Below are 16,956 nucleotides of genomic sequence, written 5' to 3'. Positions count from 1 at the left end.
CCCTTGCCATGATGAATTCCCTGTGGATTGCCAAGACCGGCATGCAGGCCCAGCAGACCAACATGGACGTGGTCTCGCACAACTTGTCCAACGTCTCGACCACCGGCTACAAGCGCCAGAGCGCCGTGTTCGAAGACCTGATCTACCAGAACCTGCGCCAGGTCGGTTCCCAGGCCGACGAGCAAAACACCCTGCCCACCGGTATGCACCTGGGCCTGGGCGTGCGCACCGTGGCCACCACCCGCAACTTCACCCAGGGCACGCCGCTGGAATCCGGCAAGGACCTGGATGTGGCCATCAGCGGCGATGGTTTCTTCCAGATCCAGATGCCCGACGGCACCACGGCCTATACCCGTGACGGCACCTTCAGCAAGAACGGCACCGGCCAGCTGGTCACCGCCGGCGGCTACCCGCTGCTGGACGGCATCACCGTGCCGGCCAACGCCACCCGCCTGAGCATCAGCAAGACCGGCCTGGTGGAAGTGACGGTGTCCGGCAGCGCCACCCCCCAGCAGATCGGCCAGCTGAATACGGCATCGTTCATCAATCCCGCCGGCCTGGAGCCGCTGGGCGAGAACCTGTTCCGTGAAACCCCGGCCTCGGGCACGCCGCAGGCGGGCACACCCGGCTCCAACAATCTGGGCACGGTGATGCAGGGCTTTCTGGAATCGTCCAATGTGAACGTGGTGGAAGAACTGGTGGCCATGATCCAGACCCAGCGTGCCTACGAAATGAATTCCAAGGCCATCTCCACCAGTGACCAGATGCTGGCCAAGCTCTCGCAGCTCTGATTCTCAAGCTCTCTTATTAAGTGAGCTGCTTCAGCGCATCCAGCAAGGTTTTCAGGTGAAGTCCACCTTGAAAACCTTGTGGTGCTTGCTCCAGCCACTCCTGATTTTGCGAATGGAATACCTGCCATGACCACGCCCTCCCGTTTTTCGCTGCTGTCGCACCGCCCGACCCCTGGCCGCCCGCCCCTGCGCACCAGCATCTGGATCGGCGCCACCCTGGTCCTGAGCGGCTGCGCCTTCAACGATCCGCCGCCGGTGGAAATGGGTCTGCCCACCCAGCCGCTGACGGCCGCCGCCATCACCGCGCCCGCTCCGTCTGCGACCACGACCGGCAGCCTGTTCCAGAGCAACCGCTACCGCCCGCCGTTTGAAAACCGCAAGGCCCGCCTGGTGGGCGATATCGTGACCATTGCCATCACGGAAAAGGTCACGGCCAGCCAGAAGCAGTCGTCCAGCGTCAACCGCAGCAACGAGATGAACTCCAGCGTCAGCGCCATTCCGTTCATGAAGCCCGGCGCCAGCATTCTGGGCAAGCTCGGCGCCGGCATGGAAAGCGACAACAAGTTCTCCGGCGCCGGCGGCACCGAAAGCGCCAACGCCTTCACCGGCTCCATCACCACCACCGTCATCGATGTGCTGCCCAACGGCCACCTGATCGTGGCGGGCGAGAAGCAGATCGGCGTAAACCACAACGTCGATGTGCTGCGTTTCACCGGCACCGTGGACCCCTACATGCTGCAGCCCAACAGCGTGATTGCCTCCACCCAGGTGGCCAATGTGCGCGTGGAGTCGCGCAGCCGCGGCCAGCAGGGATCAGCCCAGTCAATTGGCTGGTTGTCCTCGTTCTTTTTGAACTTTATGCCGTTCTGATCCTCTCCAGAATTGGGCAGTATGAAAGTACTGTCCACACTTCCCAAGTTCCGCACAGCTCACGGCATTTTCCTGCTCGCTGCCTTGTGCGGCAGCATGCTGGCACCGCCCGCACAGGCCGTGCGCATCAAGGAAGTGGCTGCCGTGCAAGGCGTACGCAGCAACCAGTTGACCGGTTATGGCCTGGTGGTCGGCCTCGATGGCACGGGCGACCAGACCACGCAGATGCCCTACACCACGCAGACGCTGGCGAACTATCTCCAGCAAATGGGCATCACGCTGCCGGCGACTGCCAACATGAACAGTCTGCAGCTCAAGAACGTGGCGGCCGTGATCGTCACCGCCGAGCTCCCCCCCTTCTCCCAGCCCGGCCAGCAGATTGACGTGGTGGTGTCCTCCATGGGCAACGCCAAGTCGCTCAAGGGCGGCACGCTGATCGTCACCCCGCTGCGCGGTGCCGACGGCGAAATCTACGCGCTGGCCCAGGGCAATATGGTGGTGGGTGGTGCCGGGGCCTCCCAGGCCGGCTCCAAGGTCCAGATCAACCACCTGAGCGCCGGCCGCATTCCGCTGGGCGGCCAGGTGGAACGCGCCATCCCGACGCCGCTCAACGAAGGCAGCACCATCCGCCTGGGCTTGAACGCCTCGGATTTTCAGATGGCCAGCCAGGTCGTGAAGGCCATCAACAACCGCCACGGCGCGGGCACCGCGACAGCGCTGGATGGCCGTACCGTGGAAGTGCGCGCCCCCGAGCTGTCGGGCGCCCGGGTCAGCTTCATTGCCGACATCGAAGAGCTGACGCTGCAAAACAGCAAGCCGGCCGCCAAGGTGGTCATCAACGCCCGCACCGGCTCCATCGTGATGAACCAGGCCGTGACCTTGGGCCCCTGCGCCATTGCCCACGGCAACCTGGCCATCACCATCAATTCCACCCCCGTCATCAGCCAGCCAGGCCCGTTCTCGCAAGGCCAGACAGTGGTGGCGGAAAAAGCCTCCATCCAGGTCTCGCAAGAGCCGGGCAAGGTCATCAACATGCCCGCCTCGCCCCAGCTGTCCGACGTGGTGCGCTCCCTCAACGCCCTGGGGGCCACTCCCCAGGATCTGCTGGCCATCCTGCAGGCCATCAAGTCCGCCGGCGCACTGAACGCCGAACTGGAGGTGATATGAGCTCCCTCTCCTTCAACGCCCAGAACGCGCTGGTCAGCGACGTCCAGTCCCTCAACTCGCTCAAGACCCAGTCGAATGACCCCAAGGCCGCACGCGAAGCGGCCAAGCAGCTCGAATCGCTGTTCATGCGCGAGATGATCAAGAGCATGCGCGACGCGACCATGAAGTCGGGCCTGCTGGACAACTCGGCCACCAGCCTAGCCAACGACATGTACGACCAGCAGATGTCGGTCGCCATGTCCGGCATGCCCCGTGGCCTGAGCGATGCCATCACGGCCCAGATCTCGCGCTCCATCGGCAAGGACAACCTCGCAGCCGCCAATGTGACCGGCGAGCTGTCCAGCCTGCTGGGCGATGACAACGCCCTGGCGCAGCGCAACTTCAGCATGACGTCCACCCTCAGCTTTGCCAGCCAGAGCCGGGCCGCCACCAGCCTGAGCGGCAGCAGCTGGAGCAAGGGCAGCACCCCGGCGGTGGACGCCTATGCGCCGCCCCCCAAGGGACGCGACAGCTTTGTCCAGGCGCACCTGCCCTCCGCGCAGCGCGTGGCCCAGGAAAGCGGCATTCCCGCCAGCTTCATGGTGGGCCAGGCCGGCCATGAAACCGGCTGGGGCAAGAGCGCCATCCGCAACGCCGACGGCAGCAACTCCTTCAACCTGTTCGGCATCAAGGCCGGCAAGGGCTGGAACGGCAAGGTGGCCGAAGTCACCACCACCGAATACATCGACGGCGTGCCCCGCAAGGTCAAGGCCAAGTTCCGCGCCTACGACTCGTATGAAGAGTCGTTCCGCGACTACGCCCGCCTGATCACCGAGAACCCGCGCTACGAACAGGCCCAGAACGTGGCCAGCGCCGGCTCGGCCAATGCCTACGCCAAGGCCCTGCAGCAAGCGGGCTACGCCACCGATCCCCAATACGCCAACAAGCTGACCCGCGCCATCGAAAGTGCCGTGGCCGTGCAGCGCAGCAACCAAGCTTAAGGAAGCGCCAACATGAGCTTACTGAATGTCGGAGTCTCGGCCCTGACGGCCAACCAGGCTGCCCTACAGACCATCGGCCACAACATTGCCAACGTCAACACGCCGGGGTATTCGCGCCAGACCGTGGCGCTGCAGACCGTCGCCGGCCAGAACCGGGGCAACGGCTACATCGGCAACGGCGTGTCCGTCGCTACGGTGATGCGCAACTACAGCGAGCTGCTGAACAAGCAATCCAACGCGGCCAACGCCGCCAGCGCCGCCGATGCCGCACGCTCCCAGTCGCTGACGCAGATGCAGGACGTCTACGCCGGCGGTGACGCAGGCCTGGGTGCCGCCATCACCAACATGATGAATGCGTTTGCCGACCTGGAAACCTCGCCGACCGACTCCACGGCACGCAATGTGGTGCTCACCCGCATGTCCGAGCTGGCATCGCGCTTTCGCGCCTCCTCCACGGCGCTGGAAGAGCAGGACTACGTCACCAAGCAGCAGATCGGCAACGATGTGATCGTGGTCAACAGCCTGGCCACCCAGGTGGCCACGCTCAACACCCAGATTAGCCGTGCCCTGGCCGCCGGCCACAGCCCCAACGACCTGCTGGACCAGCGCGACCAGGTGGTCCGCGAGATCAACCAGTACGTCAAGACCACCCAGGTGGCGGCCGATGACGGCAGCATCAACCTGTTCGTGGGTGGCAGCCAGGCCCTGGTGCTGGGCGCCAGCGCCGCGCAGCTGAGCGTCAGCGAATCCACCAACTACCCCGGCAGCGGCAAGCTGTCGCTGTACTTCAGCCAGCCCAATGGCGAGAAGGTGGAACTGACGGCAGGCATGGTGGCGGGCGGCGAGATTGCGGGCCTGCTCAAGTTCAACAACGAAGATCTGGTCGAAGGGCGCAACCTGATGGGCCGCCTGGCGCTGTCCATCGGGACCGAGCTGAACAAGCAGAACCAGCTGGGCCTGACGCTCAGCGGCGTGCCCGGCACCGAATTGTTTGCCCTGCCCACCAGCATGCCGGGCTACAGCAACATCCCCGGCTATGACCTGGGAACGCCCTCGGCCTCGGTCGCGTTCACCGACACCCATGCCCTGGTGGCCTCGGACTACAAAATCGTGTTCGGTGCCAGCCACCCGGCCGACACCAAGATCGTGCGCCTGTCGGACGGCAAGACCCGTGCCCTGACCGACCCCGCACTGGGCTATGCCGCCGGCCCCACCGCCGGTTCCTCCACCTTCACGGTCGACGGACTGACCTTCTCGCTGGATGCCGATGCCAATTCGGGAGCACAAGGCCAGAGCATTCTGTTCAAGCCCTTCAGCTCCGCCGCCAGCGACATCAAGGCCCTGGTCTACACGCCCGAGGATCTGGCCGTTTCCAACCCCGTGTCGGCGGCCATCAGCCAGGACAACCAGGGCACCTTGCAGCTGCTGCAGCTCAAGTCCACGGGCACGGGTGTGCCGCCCATCGGCACCCCGGTGGCCATCACCTTCACGGTCGATCCCGGCACGGGCGCCATCACCTACGACTACCCCGGCAACCTGTCGGGCCCCCAGCCCTACCAATCGGGCAAGCCCATCAACATCGACGGCTGGCAGATCACGCTGAACGGCACGCCCAAGACCGGCGACACCGTGCAGGTGAGCAATGCCCTGGAACCCGCGCTGGGCGACGCCTGGAAGCGCAACTCCGGCAATGCCACGGCCTTCCTGGATCTGCGCGATGCCAAGATCTTCGACAACGGCACCACGCTGACCGACGGCTTCTCCTCGGCCATGGCCGTGGTCGGCACCCGCACCCAAAGCGCCCAGTACGCCGCCGAGCTGTCCGCCAATGTGGCGGCCAGCCTGGAAAACGAACGCACCGCAGTCTCCGGCGTGAACCAGGACGAGGAAGCGGCCCGCCTGCTGCAGTTCCAGCAGGCCTACCAGGCGTCGGCCAAGGTGATCCAGATCGCCCAAAGCCTTTTTGACAGCGTGCTCAACGCCGTCAACCACTGATTCTGTAGGAGCTTTCCATGGCGAACGTCAACCGTTACAGCACGGCCACCATGTACGCGAACACCGTGAACATGTTGAGCAAGCAGCAAAAAGAGCTGGCCGACCAGATCGAGCATGTCTCGGCCAAGAAAAAAGTCCTGCGCGCCAGCGACGACCCCGTCGGCGCCGCCCAGGCCGAACGTGCCCGCACCCGCCTGTCGCGCCTGGACACCGACCAGCGCGCGCTGGACGCGCAGACAGCCACCATCACCTATGGCGAATCGACCTTGGGCGAAATGGTGGACGCGCTGCAGGCCTTTCGCGACCTGACCGTGCAGGCTGGCAACGGCAGCTTCACCCAGACCGAACGCGATGCCCTGGTGCAGCAGATGGAAAGCCTGCGCAACCAGATCCTGGGCTACGCCAACCGCAAGGACAGCAACGGCCTGCCCCTGTTCCGCGGCCTGGACAGCCAGGAGCAGGTTATCTCCGGCAAGTACCAGTACGACGGCCAGGCCGGCCAGCAGTCGAGCAGCGACTACGGCATCGCCAGCACCCTGGACGGCGCCCTGGCCTTCATGAGCGGCTCCACCGGCAACGGCGTGCTGGCCGTGGAACTGGGCGTGGAAGTGACCCCGGCCACCACCCCGCCCACCTACACCCCCAACACCGGCAAGGCCTGGAGCAATGTCGGCACCATCAAGGACCCTTCGGCCGCCGCCGCCTTCGTGGGCCCGCAGACCATCCAGTTTGCGGTGGACGCCACCGGCAAGACCACCTACAGCGTGGTCGACAGCGCAGGCAACCCGGTCAATGACACGGCGGGCAACCCCATGACCAACCTGGCCTACAAGTCGGGGGACGCCATCCGCGTGGGCGGCATGGACCTGACCATCACCGGCGTGCCGGCCAACGGCGACGGTTTCACCGTCAAGCAAAGCGAACGCACCGACCTGTTCTCGGTGCTGGACAGCGCCATTGCCGCCTCCCGCAACAGCGGCAAGATGGATGGCACCACCGCCTTCGGCGAACTGGCCCATGGCCTGGCCAAGGTGCAGGCCGAAATCGACACCGCCATGAACCGTGTCTCGACGGTGCGCAGCTATGCCGGCGATCTGATGCAACAGTCCGACCGCATCGGCAAAACCCTGCTGGCCCGCAACGAGCAGATGGAAGGCCAGCGCGCCGCCGCCGAAGACATGAACGATTCGGAATACATTGCCGCGCTGTCCCTGCTGCAAAACCAGCAGCTGACGGTGTCGGCCGCCATGCAGTCCTACGCTTCCATCCAGAAGCTGTCGCTGTTCAATTTCATCAACTGACGGGGCGGGCTTCGGCCTAATATCGCTGCATGGTTCAGACTGCGCTCACCTCTTTGGCCCTGGGCTACCGCCCCCTGTGGAATGCCGCCCGCAAACTGGTGGGTGTGCAGTTGTTCATGCACGAGGGTGGCGACGACCAGCCCGATGTCCCGCATTTCCTGCGCATGCTGCAGGAAATGGCGGCGCCCACGGCGCCCCGGCTCATTCTGTCGCCCCAGTCGCGCCACCTGCTGGGTCTGCTGCTGCAGCACACCGTACGCGATGCGCAGCAACTGATCGAAGTGCGCGGCGAATGGCTGGCCGATTCTGCGCTCTACGACCTGGTGCAGCGTGCCCAGGCCCGCGGTGTACGCCTGGTATGGCGCGGCGCGCTCAACGATCTGCCCGACGCCGACAGCGCCCGCTGGTTCGCCAGCAGCATGCTGCGCCTGGCCCCGCAGGACGCCATCCAGCTGATGCAGCTGTCGCCCGGCGCTCCGGCACCCGAGCACCTGGCACTGCTGGACGGTCAGATATACGAAGAACTGCACAGCCGCGCCATCATGCACCGCTGCCTGGACCAGCACCGCGCCGCCGCCATCGCGGGCTGGCCTTCGGAAGACGTGCAGCACAAGCTGCGCGGCGAACGTGCACTGGCACCCAGCCACGACCATGTGATGCGCCTGCTCAAGGCCGTGGATGCGGACGAATCCTTTGAAACCTTCGAGCAGATCCTGAGCGAAGACCCCATGCTGGCCTACCGCTTCATGGTGTTCACCAACTCGGCCTCGCTGGCCCTGCGCTCGGGCGTGGACTCGCTGCGCATGGGTTTTGTGATGCTGGGCTACAGCCAGCTCAAGCAGTGGCTGGCCAACCAGCTGACCCAGGCCAGCGCCGACAAGGACCTGCAGCCCATACGCGCCGCCACCGTGATGCGTGCCCAGCTGACCGAGCGCCTGCTGGACCCTGGCGTCAGCCAGGAGCTGCGCAGCGAGGTCTATCTGTGCGGCCTGTTCTCGCGCCTCGATGAGCTGCTGGACGAGCCGCTGAGCCAGACGCTGCAGCGCCTGCCGCTGTCCGAACGCATCCACGAAGCCGCGGTGGAGGAAGACGGCCCCTACGCTCCCAGCCTGCTGCTGGCCAAGGCGCTGGAAAAGGAAGACGGCCCGGTGGTGCGTGAGCTGTGCGCGCGCTACGACATCGACCTCGAGCATGTGAACCGCACGCTGCTGCGCACCATCAGCGAATGGCCGGCCGAGCGCCTGGCGCTGTAAAAAACCCCTCTGCGGCAGTGTGCCGAAAAGCACGACACAGCCAGCGCAGCGGTACGCCCACTGCGCCGTGGCTTCAATGAGCGCCGGTGCCCATGTGGGCGAACGGGACCGGACAACCAGCCCAGACAGCCGCTTCAGCAGCACCTTTTCTGGCTTTGCCGCAGCGCATGCCCCCCACACCCAAGGCTGCACCCTAGGGATAGCGCCGTAGGCAAGCGGGGCGAGCGCGCCTACAGTGGCAGGGATTGCACCCGTCTCCCATGCCTTTGCACGAATTCACCGCCCTGCTGGTGCTGGCCTCGGCCATGAGCTTCAGCCCCGGCCCCAACACCACCTTGTCCACCGCCCTGGCCGCCAACCTCGGCCTGCGTCGCAGCATGCGCTTTGTGCTGGCCGTACCCTGCGGCTGGAGCCTGTTGCTGCTGTTGTGCGCTGCCGGCATCGGCGCCATGGTCACGGCCGCCCCGGCGCTGCGCTGGCTGATCCAGGGCGTGGGCATTGCCTATTTGCTATGGCTGGCATTCCGGCTGTGGAACAGCGGCCAGCTGGCCCAGGCCCGCAGCGAACAGCTGCAGGTCGGCTTCTGGCAGGGCGTGGCCCTGCAGTTCGTCAATATCAAGGCCTGGCTGCTGGCGCTTACCATCGTCGCCGGCTGGGTGGCCGGCCAGCCCGATGGCCTGCAGCGCCTGGCCGTGGTGCTGCCGGTCATGGTCTGCTATGCCTTTGCCAGCAACCTGCTCTATGCCTGCATCGGTGCGCTGCTGCGCGGCTGGCTGGCCCAGGGCCGGCGGCTGTTGTGGTTCAACCGTGGCATGGCCGCGCTGCTGGTGCTGACCGCGGCGTGGATGCTGCGGGCCTGAGCCGGACTCCTATCCCGTCCCCAATTTGGTGCCTGACACCCCCAGACTGCACACAGTTTTTTCCCCCAACTTTCCCAGCCATGCCATCCGCCCCCCCACAATAGCTCTCATCCGCAGCCTGCGTTATCCCCAAAGGCTGTGCCCCCTGTTTCCTGCCGACCGTCCCTGCCTGCGCCTGCCGATGCCAGCGCTCGCACTGCTCGCCGGCACATGCTGCACAACGGCATGCTCCTTCCGCCGCAACGCGCCCGCACAGGGCGTGCGCCGATTTTTGAGATTGAGTTATGACGAACTGGACCCTGGCTGCACGTGCCGCCAAGATGAATTCCTCCGCGATCCGCGAAATTCTGAAGCTGACCGACCGCCCCGGCATCATCAGCATGGCCGGTGGCCTGCCTTCCCCCAAGGCCTTCCCCCTGGACGCGTTCACCGCCGCCTGCCAGACCGTGATGCAGCGTGACGGCGCCGCCGCTCTGCAGTACTCCACCACCGAAGGCCTGCCGGCCCTGCGCCAGGCGATTGCCGATTTCCTGCCCTGGAATGTCGACCCCGAGCAGATCCTGATCACCACCGGCAGCCAGCAGGCGCTGGACCTGATCGGCAAGGTGTTCCTGGACGCAGGCAGCCGCATCCTGGTCGAAAAGCCCACCTACCTGGGCGCCCTGCAGGCTTTCACCCCCATGGAGCCGGTGGCCGAGGGCGTGGACAGCGATGACGAAGGCATGCTGGTGGACGACTTTGCCGCCAAGGTGGGCAGCGGTGCCGACAAGGCCCGCGTCGCCTACGTGCTGCCCAACTTCCAGAACCCCACCGGCCGCACCATGAGCGAAGCGCGCCGCCAGGCCCTGGTGGAAAAGGCCAAGGAACTGGATATTCCGCTGATCGAAGACAACCCCTACGGTGACCTCTGGTACGAAGGCGAGCCCCCCCTGCCCCTGGCCGCGCGCAACCCCGAAGGCGTGATCTACATGGGCTCGTTCTCCAAGGTGCTGGCCCCCGGCCTGCGCATTGGCTTCATCGTGGCGCCCAAGTCGGTCTACGGCAAGCTGACCCAGGCCAAGCAGGCCGCCGACCTGCACACCCCCAGCTTCAACCAGCGCGTGGTGGCCGAAGTCATCAAGGACGGCTTCCTGGACCGCCATGTGCCCACCATCCGTGCCATGTACAAGGCCCAGCGCGATGTGATGCTGACCGCGCTGGAGCGCGAAATGGCCGGCCTGGACGTGCAGTGGACCCGCCCGGTCGGCGGCATGTTCCTGTGGGTCCAGCTGCCCCAGGGCATGGACGCCCAGGCCCTGCTGGCCAAGGCCGTGGAGCGCCAGATGGCTTTTGTGCCCGGCGCGCCTTTCTATGCCGGTGACGCCCAGACCAACACCCTGCGCCTGTCCTATGTGACCGTGTCGGCCGAGCAGATCAACCAGGGCATCGCCGCCCTGGCGGACGCCATCCGCGCACAATCGCAGGCCTGACCGCCTGCTTGCCGCCACGCCCCGTGCGTGGCGCCTCCGGCGCGGTGCCGGGCTGCCTGAACCCGTTCAGCCACAGCCTGCACCGCGTTGTTCTTTTCTGCCCTTGCCTGCCGCCATGCCAGCCTCCGCCCTGCGCTCCCGCCCCTTGATGACCGTCGATGTCTTCACCGCCGTCCCCTACCTGGGCAACCCGGTGGCCGTGGTGCTGGATGCCGCCGGCCTGTCTGACGCACAGATGCAGCAATTCGCCTGTTGGACCAATCTGTCCGAAACCACGTTTGTACTGCCGCCCAGTGCCGAAGCGGCGGCACAAGGGGCCGATTACCGCCTGCGCATCTTCACGCCCGAGGGTGAGCTGGCCTTCGCCGGCCACCCCACGCTGGGCAGCTGCCATGCCTGGCTGGCCCATGGCGGACAGCCGCACAGCAGCACCCATGTGCTGCAGGAATGCCAGCAGGGTCTGGTGCAGATTGCCCGGCGCGACCAGCGCCTGGCGTTCTGCGCCCCGGCACTCCAGCGCCAGGCGGTGGAACCCGCCCTGCTCGCCCAGGTCACGGCGGCACTGGGCCTGGAGCCCGCCCAGGTACTGGCCGCCCAGCAGCTGTACAACGGCAGTCCCTGGATGGGTATGTTGCTGGACGATCCCGACACATTGCTGGCCCTGGAGCCGGACTGGCCGCGCCTGGCCGCCACCGGCCAGAAGCTGGGACTGGCGGCACGCTACCCGCAGGAAGACGCCGGCGCCCTGATCGGTCGCTCCAGCCGCGAAGCGCGTGCCTTTGCCGGCAGCCGCGTGGGTGAAACTGCGCCAGCCGCCGCCAGCGTGCAGCTGGAAGTGCGCGGCCTGGTCTCCTCCCTGGCCATGGAAGACCCAGTCACCGGCAGCCTGAACGCAGCCCTGGCCCAATGGCTGACCGCCGAGGGCTGGCTGCAGGCACCCTATACTGCCAACCAGGGCGTGTGCGTGGGCCGTGCGGGCGAGATCGCCATCACCCCCGATGCCACCGGCGCTCTGTGGGTGGGCGGGCACACGGTCACCTGCGTGCACGGCCAGGTCCTGCTGTAAACACAGGCCCAGCCTCCCGACGGGCGGCCCAGCTCCCCGGGCGCACCGGACGCGCAGGCGACAGCCCACGGTTTTCGCGTCGCCCGCACGACATGTGCACGCCAGCCGCCTGCCCACAATGCGCGGCATGGGAACCCTCTACCTTGTACGCCACGGCCAGGCATCTTTCGGGGCCGACGACTATGACCAGCTCAGCCCCCGGGGCATGGAGCAGGCCGAGTGCCTGGGCCAGTACTGGCAGGAGCGCGGTCAGCCGTTCGACGCCGTGTTCACCGGCACGCTACGCCGCCACGCCCAGACGCTGGAAGGCATCGCCCGGCAGCTGCCGGGCCTGCCCGCCGCCGAGGCACTGCCGGCCCTCAACGAATACGACAGCCACGCGCTGATCCGCTGCATCCACCCCGAACCGCTGGGCAAGGCCGACACCCCCGAGCGCTACCGCCACCATTTCCGCCTGCTATGCGATGCACTGGCCCAGTGGATGAGCGGTGTCATCACCCCTGCCGGCATGCCCAGCTGGGACGACTTCTCCGCCGGCATCCGCAGCACGCTGGAGCGCATCCGCCAGCAGCACGCGGGCGGCAATGTGCTGGTGGTCAGCAGCGGCGGCCCCATTTCCGCCGCCGTGGCCCAGGTCCTGGGCACCACGCCCGAAGCCAGCATTGCGCTGAACATGCGCATCCGCAACAGCGCGGTGACGGAGTTCAGCATCAGCCCCAAACGCATGATGCTGCAGACCTTCAACACGCTGAACCACCTGGATACGCCGCAGACCCGCGACTGGGCCACCTTCGCCTGACGCAGGCCCGGGCATGTCCCTGGGCGTATTCCCTGGTCTGCGCCCTACCCTCGGCGTAGGGCTTTGCCGATTGGCTTACAACCGGGGTTTTGCACCGCCACGGAGCCTGCGCGCCATGTCCGGAACCGTTCTCCGCCCCGAACAAGACCCCTCCCTCGACCCCACGCCCACGGTCGCCACCATGCAGCAGCTGCGCGCACTGCTGGGGCCGGCGGTGCAGGCCCACGAAGCGGTGGCCCTGTTCGATGTGGGCGATTCCGCCTGCTACCTGCTGGTCAGCGAAGGCAACCAGGGCCACCCCACGCCGGTGGTGCACTACATGCACCTGGGCCTGCACATGCTGACGCAGCGCACCTTCAAGCGCGACATGCCCACGCCCGCCCAGCTGGAGGCCGGCATCATGGTGGTGGAAGACGCCGTGATGCCGCTGGCCCGTCTGGTGCCGCCCCACACCGTGCTGGCCACGCGCGATCCGCTGCTGCTGCAGATCGCCCGCCTGGCCGCCGGCGATCCGGAGCTGGGCATGTTGCCGCCCGCCCCCAATTGCGCACCTCCCGCCGTCACGCGCGAGGCCATCGAGGCGCTGTTCGAGCGCCTGGTGGCCCAGTCCAACCGCCACTACGGCGGCCTGGACCCGGATCTGCCCGGTGATCCGCACGGGGCTGCGGCCCTGCTGATCCTGCGCGAGGCGCTGCACCATTGGCAGTTCACCCACCTGCGCCTGCTGCCGCGCGGCATGGATACGGTCGGCTGAGATCGACCACTCCGGCCCGTCGGCTCACCGGTCGGCTGGCATGCGGCCCTGCCGGCCTAACGGGGCTACTGTCATCGCCATCGGACGCGCCGCAGCTCCGGAACGCATCACCCACCTGCCATGACCCTGCCTCTCTTTTCTCGCCAGCCGCCCACCCGCCGCCAGCTGCTGCAGGCCACCGGCCTGGGCAGCGCACTGGGGCTGCTGCCCGCCTGGGCCCGCAGTGCCCCTGCCGGCGGAATCGCCCACCCCGACCACGACCCGTTCACCCTGGGCGTGGCCAGTGGCGACCCGCAGCCCGATAACGTGCTGCTCTGGACCCGGCTGACGCCGCCCGCCCACTGGCTGGGCCAGGCGGATGCGCCGCAGTTGTCGGCGCTGACGGTGCGCTGGGAGCTGGCCCACGACCCGGGTTTTCGTCGCATCGCCGCCAGCGGCCAGGCCCAGGCACTGCCGGAATGGGGCCATGCCGTGCATGTGCAGGTCAACGGGCTGGCAGCGGGGCGCAGCTACTTCTACCGCTTCATGCAGGGCAATGCCACCAGCACCACCGGCCGCTGCTGCACCGCGCCAGCACCCGGTGCGACGGTGCAGCGGCTGCGCCTGGCCTTTGCCTCCTGCCAGCGCTGGGAGCACGGCCACTACGCCGCCTGGCGTTCCGTAGTGCAGGACCAGCCGGACCTGGTGCTGTTTCTGGGCGACTACATCTACGAGTACGCCCAGCCCGCCAAGACCGAAGGCCTGGCCCGTCCCCAGCCGCTGCCCACGGCCCGCACCCTGCAGGACTACCGCGACCGCTATGCACTGCACAAAAGCGATCCGCTGCTGCAGGCCGCCCACGCCCAGTGCAACTGGAGCGTGATCTGGGACGACCACGAGGTGGAAAACGACTATGCGGCCGACCAGGGCCTGGGCGAGGCCACCGCCTTTCTGGCCCGGCGCATGGCCGCCTGGCAGGCGTTCTATGAAAACATGCCACTGCGCGCCGGGGCACTGCAGCGCAGCATGCAGGGGCTGCAGCTGTACCGCAGTCTGCACTGGGGATCGCTGGCCCGGTTCCATCTGCTGGATGGCCGCCAGTACCGCAGCCCGCAAGCCTGCCGCACACCGGGCAAGGCCGACAGCGGCAGCGTGCACGCGGACCGCTGCCCGGAGCTGTTCGCCCCCGCCCGCAGCTTTCTGGGCCGGGAGCAGGAAGCCTGGCTGGGCCGCCAGTTGCAGGCCGACAGCCGCCACCGCGCGGAAGCCGCCCGGTGGAGCGTGGTCGCCCAGACCACCTTGTTCACCGCCCGCCGCAGGCCCAGCGGCGCCCAGTCCACCGACAGCTGGGACGGCTACCCGGCAGCCCGCCAGCGCCTGACCCGGCAGATCGCCGACGCCGCCCCGCACAACAGCGTGCTGCTGGGCGGTGACATCCACCAGAACTATGTCTGCGCCGTCCCCACCCTGGCCGACCGCCCGCTGGACAAGGACAACCCCGTACTGGCCAGCGAGTTCTGCGGCACCTCCATCAGCTCGCGCAGCGGCACCACCCAGGACAAGGTGGACGCCCTGCGCGCCCACAACCCCCAGGTGCTGCTGGCCCGCTGTGAAGAACGCGGCTACAGCCTGGTGGACATCACCCCCCAGACCCTGCGCACCCAATTGCGCGCCGTGGCCGACCCGCTGAGCGCCGACAGCCCGGTCTACACCCTGGCGCAGTTTGTGGTGGAGAGTGGGAAGGCAGGGCCTGTGGCGGCGTGATTCCAATAGGCTGTTTGTGCTGCGCGGGAGCGCACGGGCCGCTATCAGACGCTCTGATTGGAGTCGACTTCAGTCCTCGTCGTACAGCGTGATTCCGAGGCCGGGATTTCGCCCCGGCGGGCGACCCACTTTCTCGCTGGCGCGCGAGAAAGTGGGGAAAGAGCGCGCTTTGAATACCCGCCGCATAACTCACTGCGCGCCTTCGGAGCTCCATTCGGACCAACGCGGCGAGTCAGTGGAACCACGGCGTGCCAGTGCGCAGCTGCGCTGCGGCTGGCACGCGGGAGCACAAACGCTGTGACGAACCTGCCGCTGTTCTGATTCTGGGTTTGCTTATTCAACGCTGTCGGCAATCGGCCAAGAGCCGTCGCTGACGGAATCAAGAAGCAGACATTCAAAGCCTAAGTTAAGCCGCGCATAGAGGCGGCGTCGGCTTGAATGAATTGTTAGGCCGCGGCCGACGTGGCGGACTCATCAACTACGTCAAAGTCGGTGCCAAGTTGACCACGCAGAATCTCTAGAAATTGTTGGGCCGCGTTATTGAATCGGTCGCGCTCCGCAGCGTCCCACGGGGATGGATCAGGCGGATACGTCCAATCAATACTCGTGTCGAACCAGCTGCATAGGTGATAGGCAAAACGCCACGTGTTCTCCGGAAGAGGAAGGTCCCGTGTATCTATGGGGTAATCCCATTTATCCCTAGCAGCATCATTCGCTGCCCAAAGGCAAATGCCGCTGCCGGGATCAAAGAAGAATCTGAGGATGTAAACGGACATCTTGAGTGGCCTAACGTAATGTAGAACGCACCGAGCCGCAGGCCATATCTGGCGCTTGCGGATGCTGGAGCAGGTCCGTGAGCGAATTCGCTACCAACACTAGCCGGGGCGACTTCCCGGCCTCGGCAAACAAAGCCACAGCAGAAGCTGAATAGAAGCAGGCTCCAACGCCACGTACACGCGTACACGCCGCTATCAAAACAGCATGAACAGCCACCTCACCCCAGCGGCGTAGGCTCCGCCCCCACGGTGCTCGCAGGCAGCCGGTGTATCTCCTCCAGCAGCGCCGCCAGGCTGACGCCCACCGCCTCCACCAGTGCCTTGCCTCGCGCGGCATCGGCCGCCGCCGCATTGCCGGCGGCCCCACAGGGGTTGTAGTCCTGCATGGCCCAGCCCAGCTTGGCGCTTTTGCCGTTGCCCAGAATGGGGTAGTGCTGCGCGCGCTGCGCGGAGGTGGAGCTGAAGTTCTGTGCATGCTCCATGCGCACCCGCTCGGGCGCCAGGTGCAGCAGCATGGACGTCTCCATTTCGCCGCCGTGCACGCCAAAGCGGTGCTCATGGACGCTGAACGCCTGGTCGCTGCCCTGCAGCGGCAGGTTGAACCAGCTGCTGTGGTAGACCAGCAGGCCGCACTGCATGCGCAGCTGGCGCGCGACGATGTCCATGCTGCTGACATTGCCGCCATGGGCATTGAAGATCAGCAGCTTTTTGACGCCGGCACGGGCCACGCAGGCACCGATCTCGGTCCACAGCGCCAGCAGCGTGGCAGGCGACAGGCCCAGGGTGCCGGCATAGCTTTCGTGCTCCAGGCTCAGGCCGATCTGCTGCGTGGGCAGCACCAGCACCGGGGTGTCGGCCGGCAGGTGCGGCAGTGCCGCGGCCACCATGCCGTCCACCAGGGTGCTGTCCACCGACAGCGGCAGGTGCGGGCCATGCTGCTCCACCGCGCCCACGGGCAGCACGGCCACGGTGGCGGCCGCCAGACCGTTGGTCTGCGCCAGCGCAAAGTCGCGCGCCGACACCTGGGCCCAGTGGCGGGCGGGCCAGCGCGGCATGGCGGAAGAATCGGGGGCGGCAGTCTGGGGGGGGGAAGTGCGGGAGGCCATGGCCGCATCTTAGAGGCTTGGCGCCC

Annotated in this window: 14 protein-coding genes; 13 read left to right on the top strand and 1 reads right to left on the bottom strand. The window is 66.7% G+C overall.

Annotation, left to right across the window (positions count from 1 at the left end; translation table 11 throughout):
* The first annotated feature begins 8 nt into the window (after nucleotides 1-8).
* The 13 genes from flgG (at nucleotide 9) to CT3_RS01975 (ending at nucleotide 15,048) form a co-directional block, all read left to right on the top strand.
* Nucleotides 9-791 carry a flagellar basal-body rod protein FlgG gene (flgG, locus tag CT3_RS02035; RefSeq protein WP_066541708.1) on the top strand — a complete coding sequence of 261 codons (783 nt, stop codon included), beginning with the start codon at nucleotides 9-11 and terminating at the stop codon, nucleotides 789-791.
* 126 nt (nucleotides 792-917) lie between these two features.
* Nucleotides 918-1,661, top strand: a complete 744-nt coding sequence (locus CT3_RS02030; RefSeq protein WP_083520652.1) for a flagellar basal body L-ring protein FlgH — start codon at nucleotides 918-920, stop codon at nucleotides 1,659-1,661.
* A gap of 21 nt (nucleotides 1,662-1,682) precedes the next feature.
* Nucleotides 1,683-2,828: a flagellar basal body P-ring protein FlgI gene (locus CT3_RS02025; RefSeq protein WP_066541706.1), complete on the top strand. Its 1,146-nt coding sequence runs from the start codon at nucleotides 1,683-1,685 to the stop codon at nucleotides 2,826-2,828.
* Nucleotides 2,825-3,808: a flagellar assembly peptidoglycan hydrolase FlgJ gene (flgJ, locus tag CT3_RS02020; protein ID WP_066541704.1), complete on the top strand. Its 984-nt coding sequence runs from the start codon at nucleotides 2,825-2,827 to the stop codon at nucleotides 3,806-3,808. Before CT3_RS02025 ends, flgJ begins: the two co-directional genes overlap by 4 nt.
* 12 nt (nucleotides 3,809-3,820) lie before the next feature.
* Nucleotides 3,821-5,803, top strand: coding sequence for a flagellar hook-associated protein FlgK (gene flgK / locus CT3_RS02015; RefSeq protein WP_066541702.1), 1,983 nt, complete (start codon nucleotides 3,821-3,823; stop codon nucleotides 5,801-5,803).
* A 17-nt stretch (nucleotides 5,804-5,820) separates the two neighbouring features.
* Nucleotides 5,821-7,104 (top strand): flagellar hook-associated protein FlgL, encoded by a 1,284-nt coding sequence (gene flgL, locus CT3_RS02010; RefSeq protein WP_066541700.1) that lies wholly within the window; start codon nucleotides 5,821-5,823, stop codon nucleotides 7,102-7,104.
* 29 nt (nucleotides 7,105-7,133) lie between these two features.
* Nucleotides 7,134-8,357, top strand: a complete 1,224-nt coding sequence (locus CT3_RS02005; protein WP_066541698.1) for an HDOD domain-containing protein — start codon at nucleotides 7,134-7,136, stop codon at nucleotides 8,355-8,357.
* A gap of 260 nt (nucleotides 8,358-8,617) precedes the next feature.
* Nucleotides 8,618-9,217, top strand: coding sequence for a LysE family translocator (locus CT3_RS02000; protein ID WP_066541696.1), 600 nt, complete (start codon nucleotides 8,618-8,620; stop codon nucleotides 9,215-9,217).
* A 284-nt stretch (nucleotides 9,218-9,501) separates the two neighbouring features.
* A complete protein-coding gene (locus tag CT3_RS01995; RefSeq protein ID WP_066541694.1) occupies nucleotides 9,502-10,686 on the top strand; it encodes an aminotransferase-like domain-containing protein in 1,185 nt (394 codons plus the stop codon).
* Nucleotides 10,687-10,801: 115 nt separating this feature from the next.
* The gene (locus tag CT3_RS01990; protein WP_225608895.1) at nucleotides 10,802-11,752 is read left to right on the top strand and encodes a PhzF family phenazine biosynthesis protein; all 951 of its coding nucleotides are present in this window, start codon (nucleotides 10,802-10,804) and stop codon (nucleotides 11,750-11,752) included.
* A 127-nt stretch (nucleotides 11,753-11,879) separates the two neighbouring features.
* Nucleotides 11,880-12,551: a histidine phosphatase family protein gene (locus CT3_RS01985; protein WP_066541813.1), complete on the top strand. Its 672-nt coding sequence runs from the start codon at nucleotides 11,880-11,882 to the stop codon at nucleotides 12,549-12,551.
* Between the two features lie 115 nt (nucleotides 12,552-12,666).
* Nucleotides 12,667-13,305 carry a hypothetical protein gene (locus CT3_RS01980; RefSeq protein WP_066541691.1) on the top strand — a complete coding sequence of 213 codons (639 nt, stop codon included), beginning with the start codon at nucleotides 12,667-12,669 and terminating at the stop codon, nucleotides 13,303-13,305.
* A gap of 120 nt (nucleotides 13,306-13,425) precedes the next feature.
* The gene (locus tag CT3_RS01975; RefSeq protein WP_066541690.1) at nucleotides 13,426-15,048 is read left to right on the top strand and encodes an alkaline phosphatase D family protein; all 1,623 of its coding nucleotides are present in this window, start codon (nucleotides 13,426-13,428) and stop codon (nucleotides 15,046-15,048) included.
* 994 nt (nucleotides 15,049-16,042) lie between these two features.
* Here CT3_RS01975 and CT3_RS01970 read toward each other — a convergent pair.
* A complete protein-coding gene (locus tag CT3_RS01970; RefSeq protein WP_066541688.1) occupies nucleotides 16,043-16,930 on the bottom strand; it encodes a creatininase family protein in 888 nt (295 codons plus the stop codon).
* Nucleotides 16,931-16,956: the final 26 nt, after the last annotated feature.

Source organism: Comamonas terrigena NBRC 13299 (genome assembly GCF_006740045.1).
Lineage (GTDB): Bacteria > Pseudomonadota > Gammaproteobacteria > Burkholderiales > Burkholderiaceae_C > Comamonas > Comamonas terrigena.
Note: the sequence above shows the minus strand (reverse complement) of the source record. Positions and strands in the feature narration are given on the sequence as shown.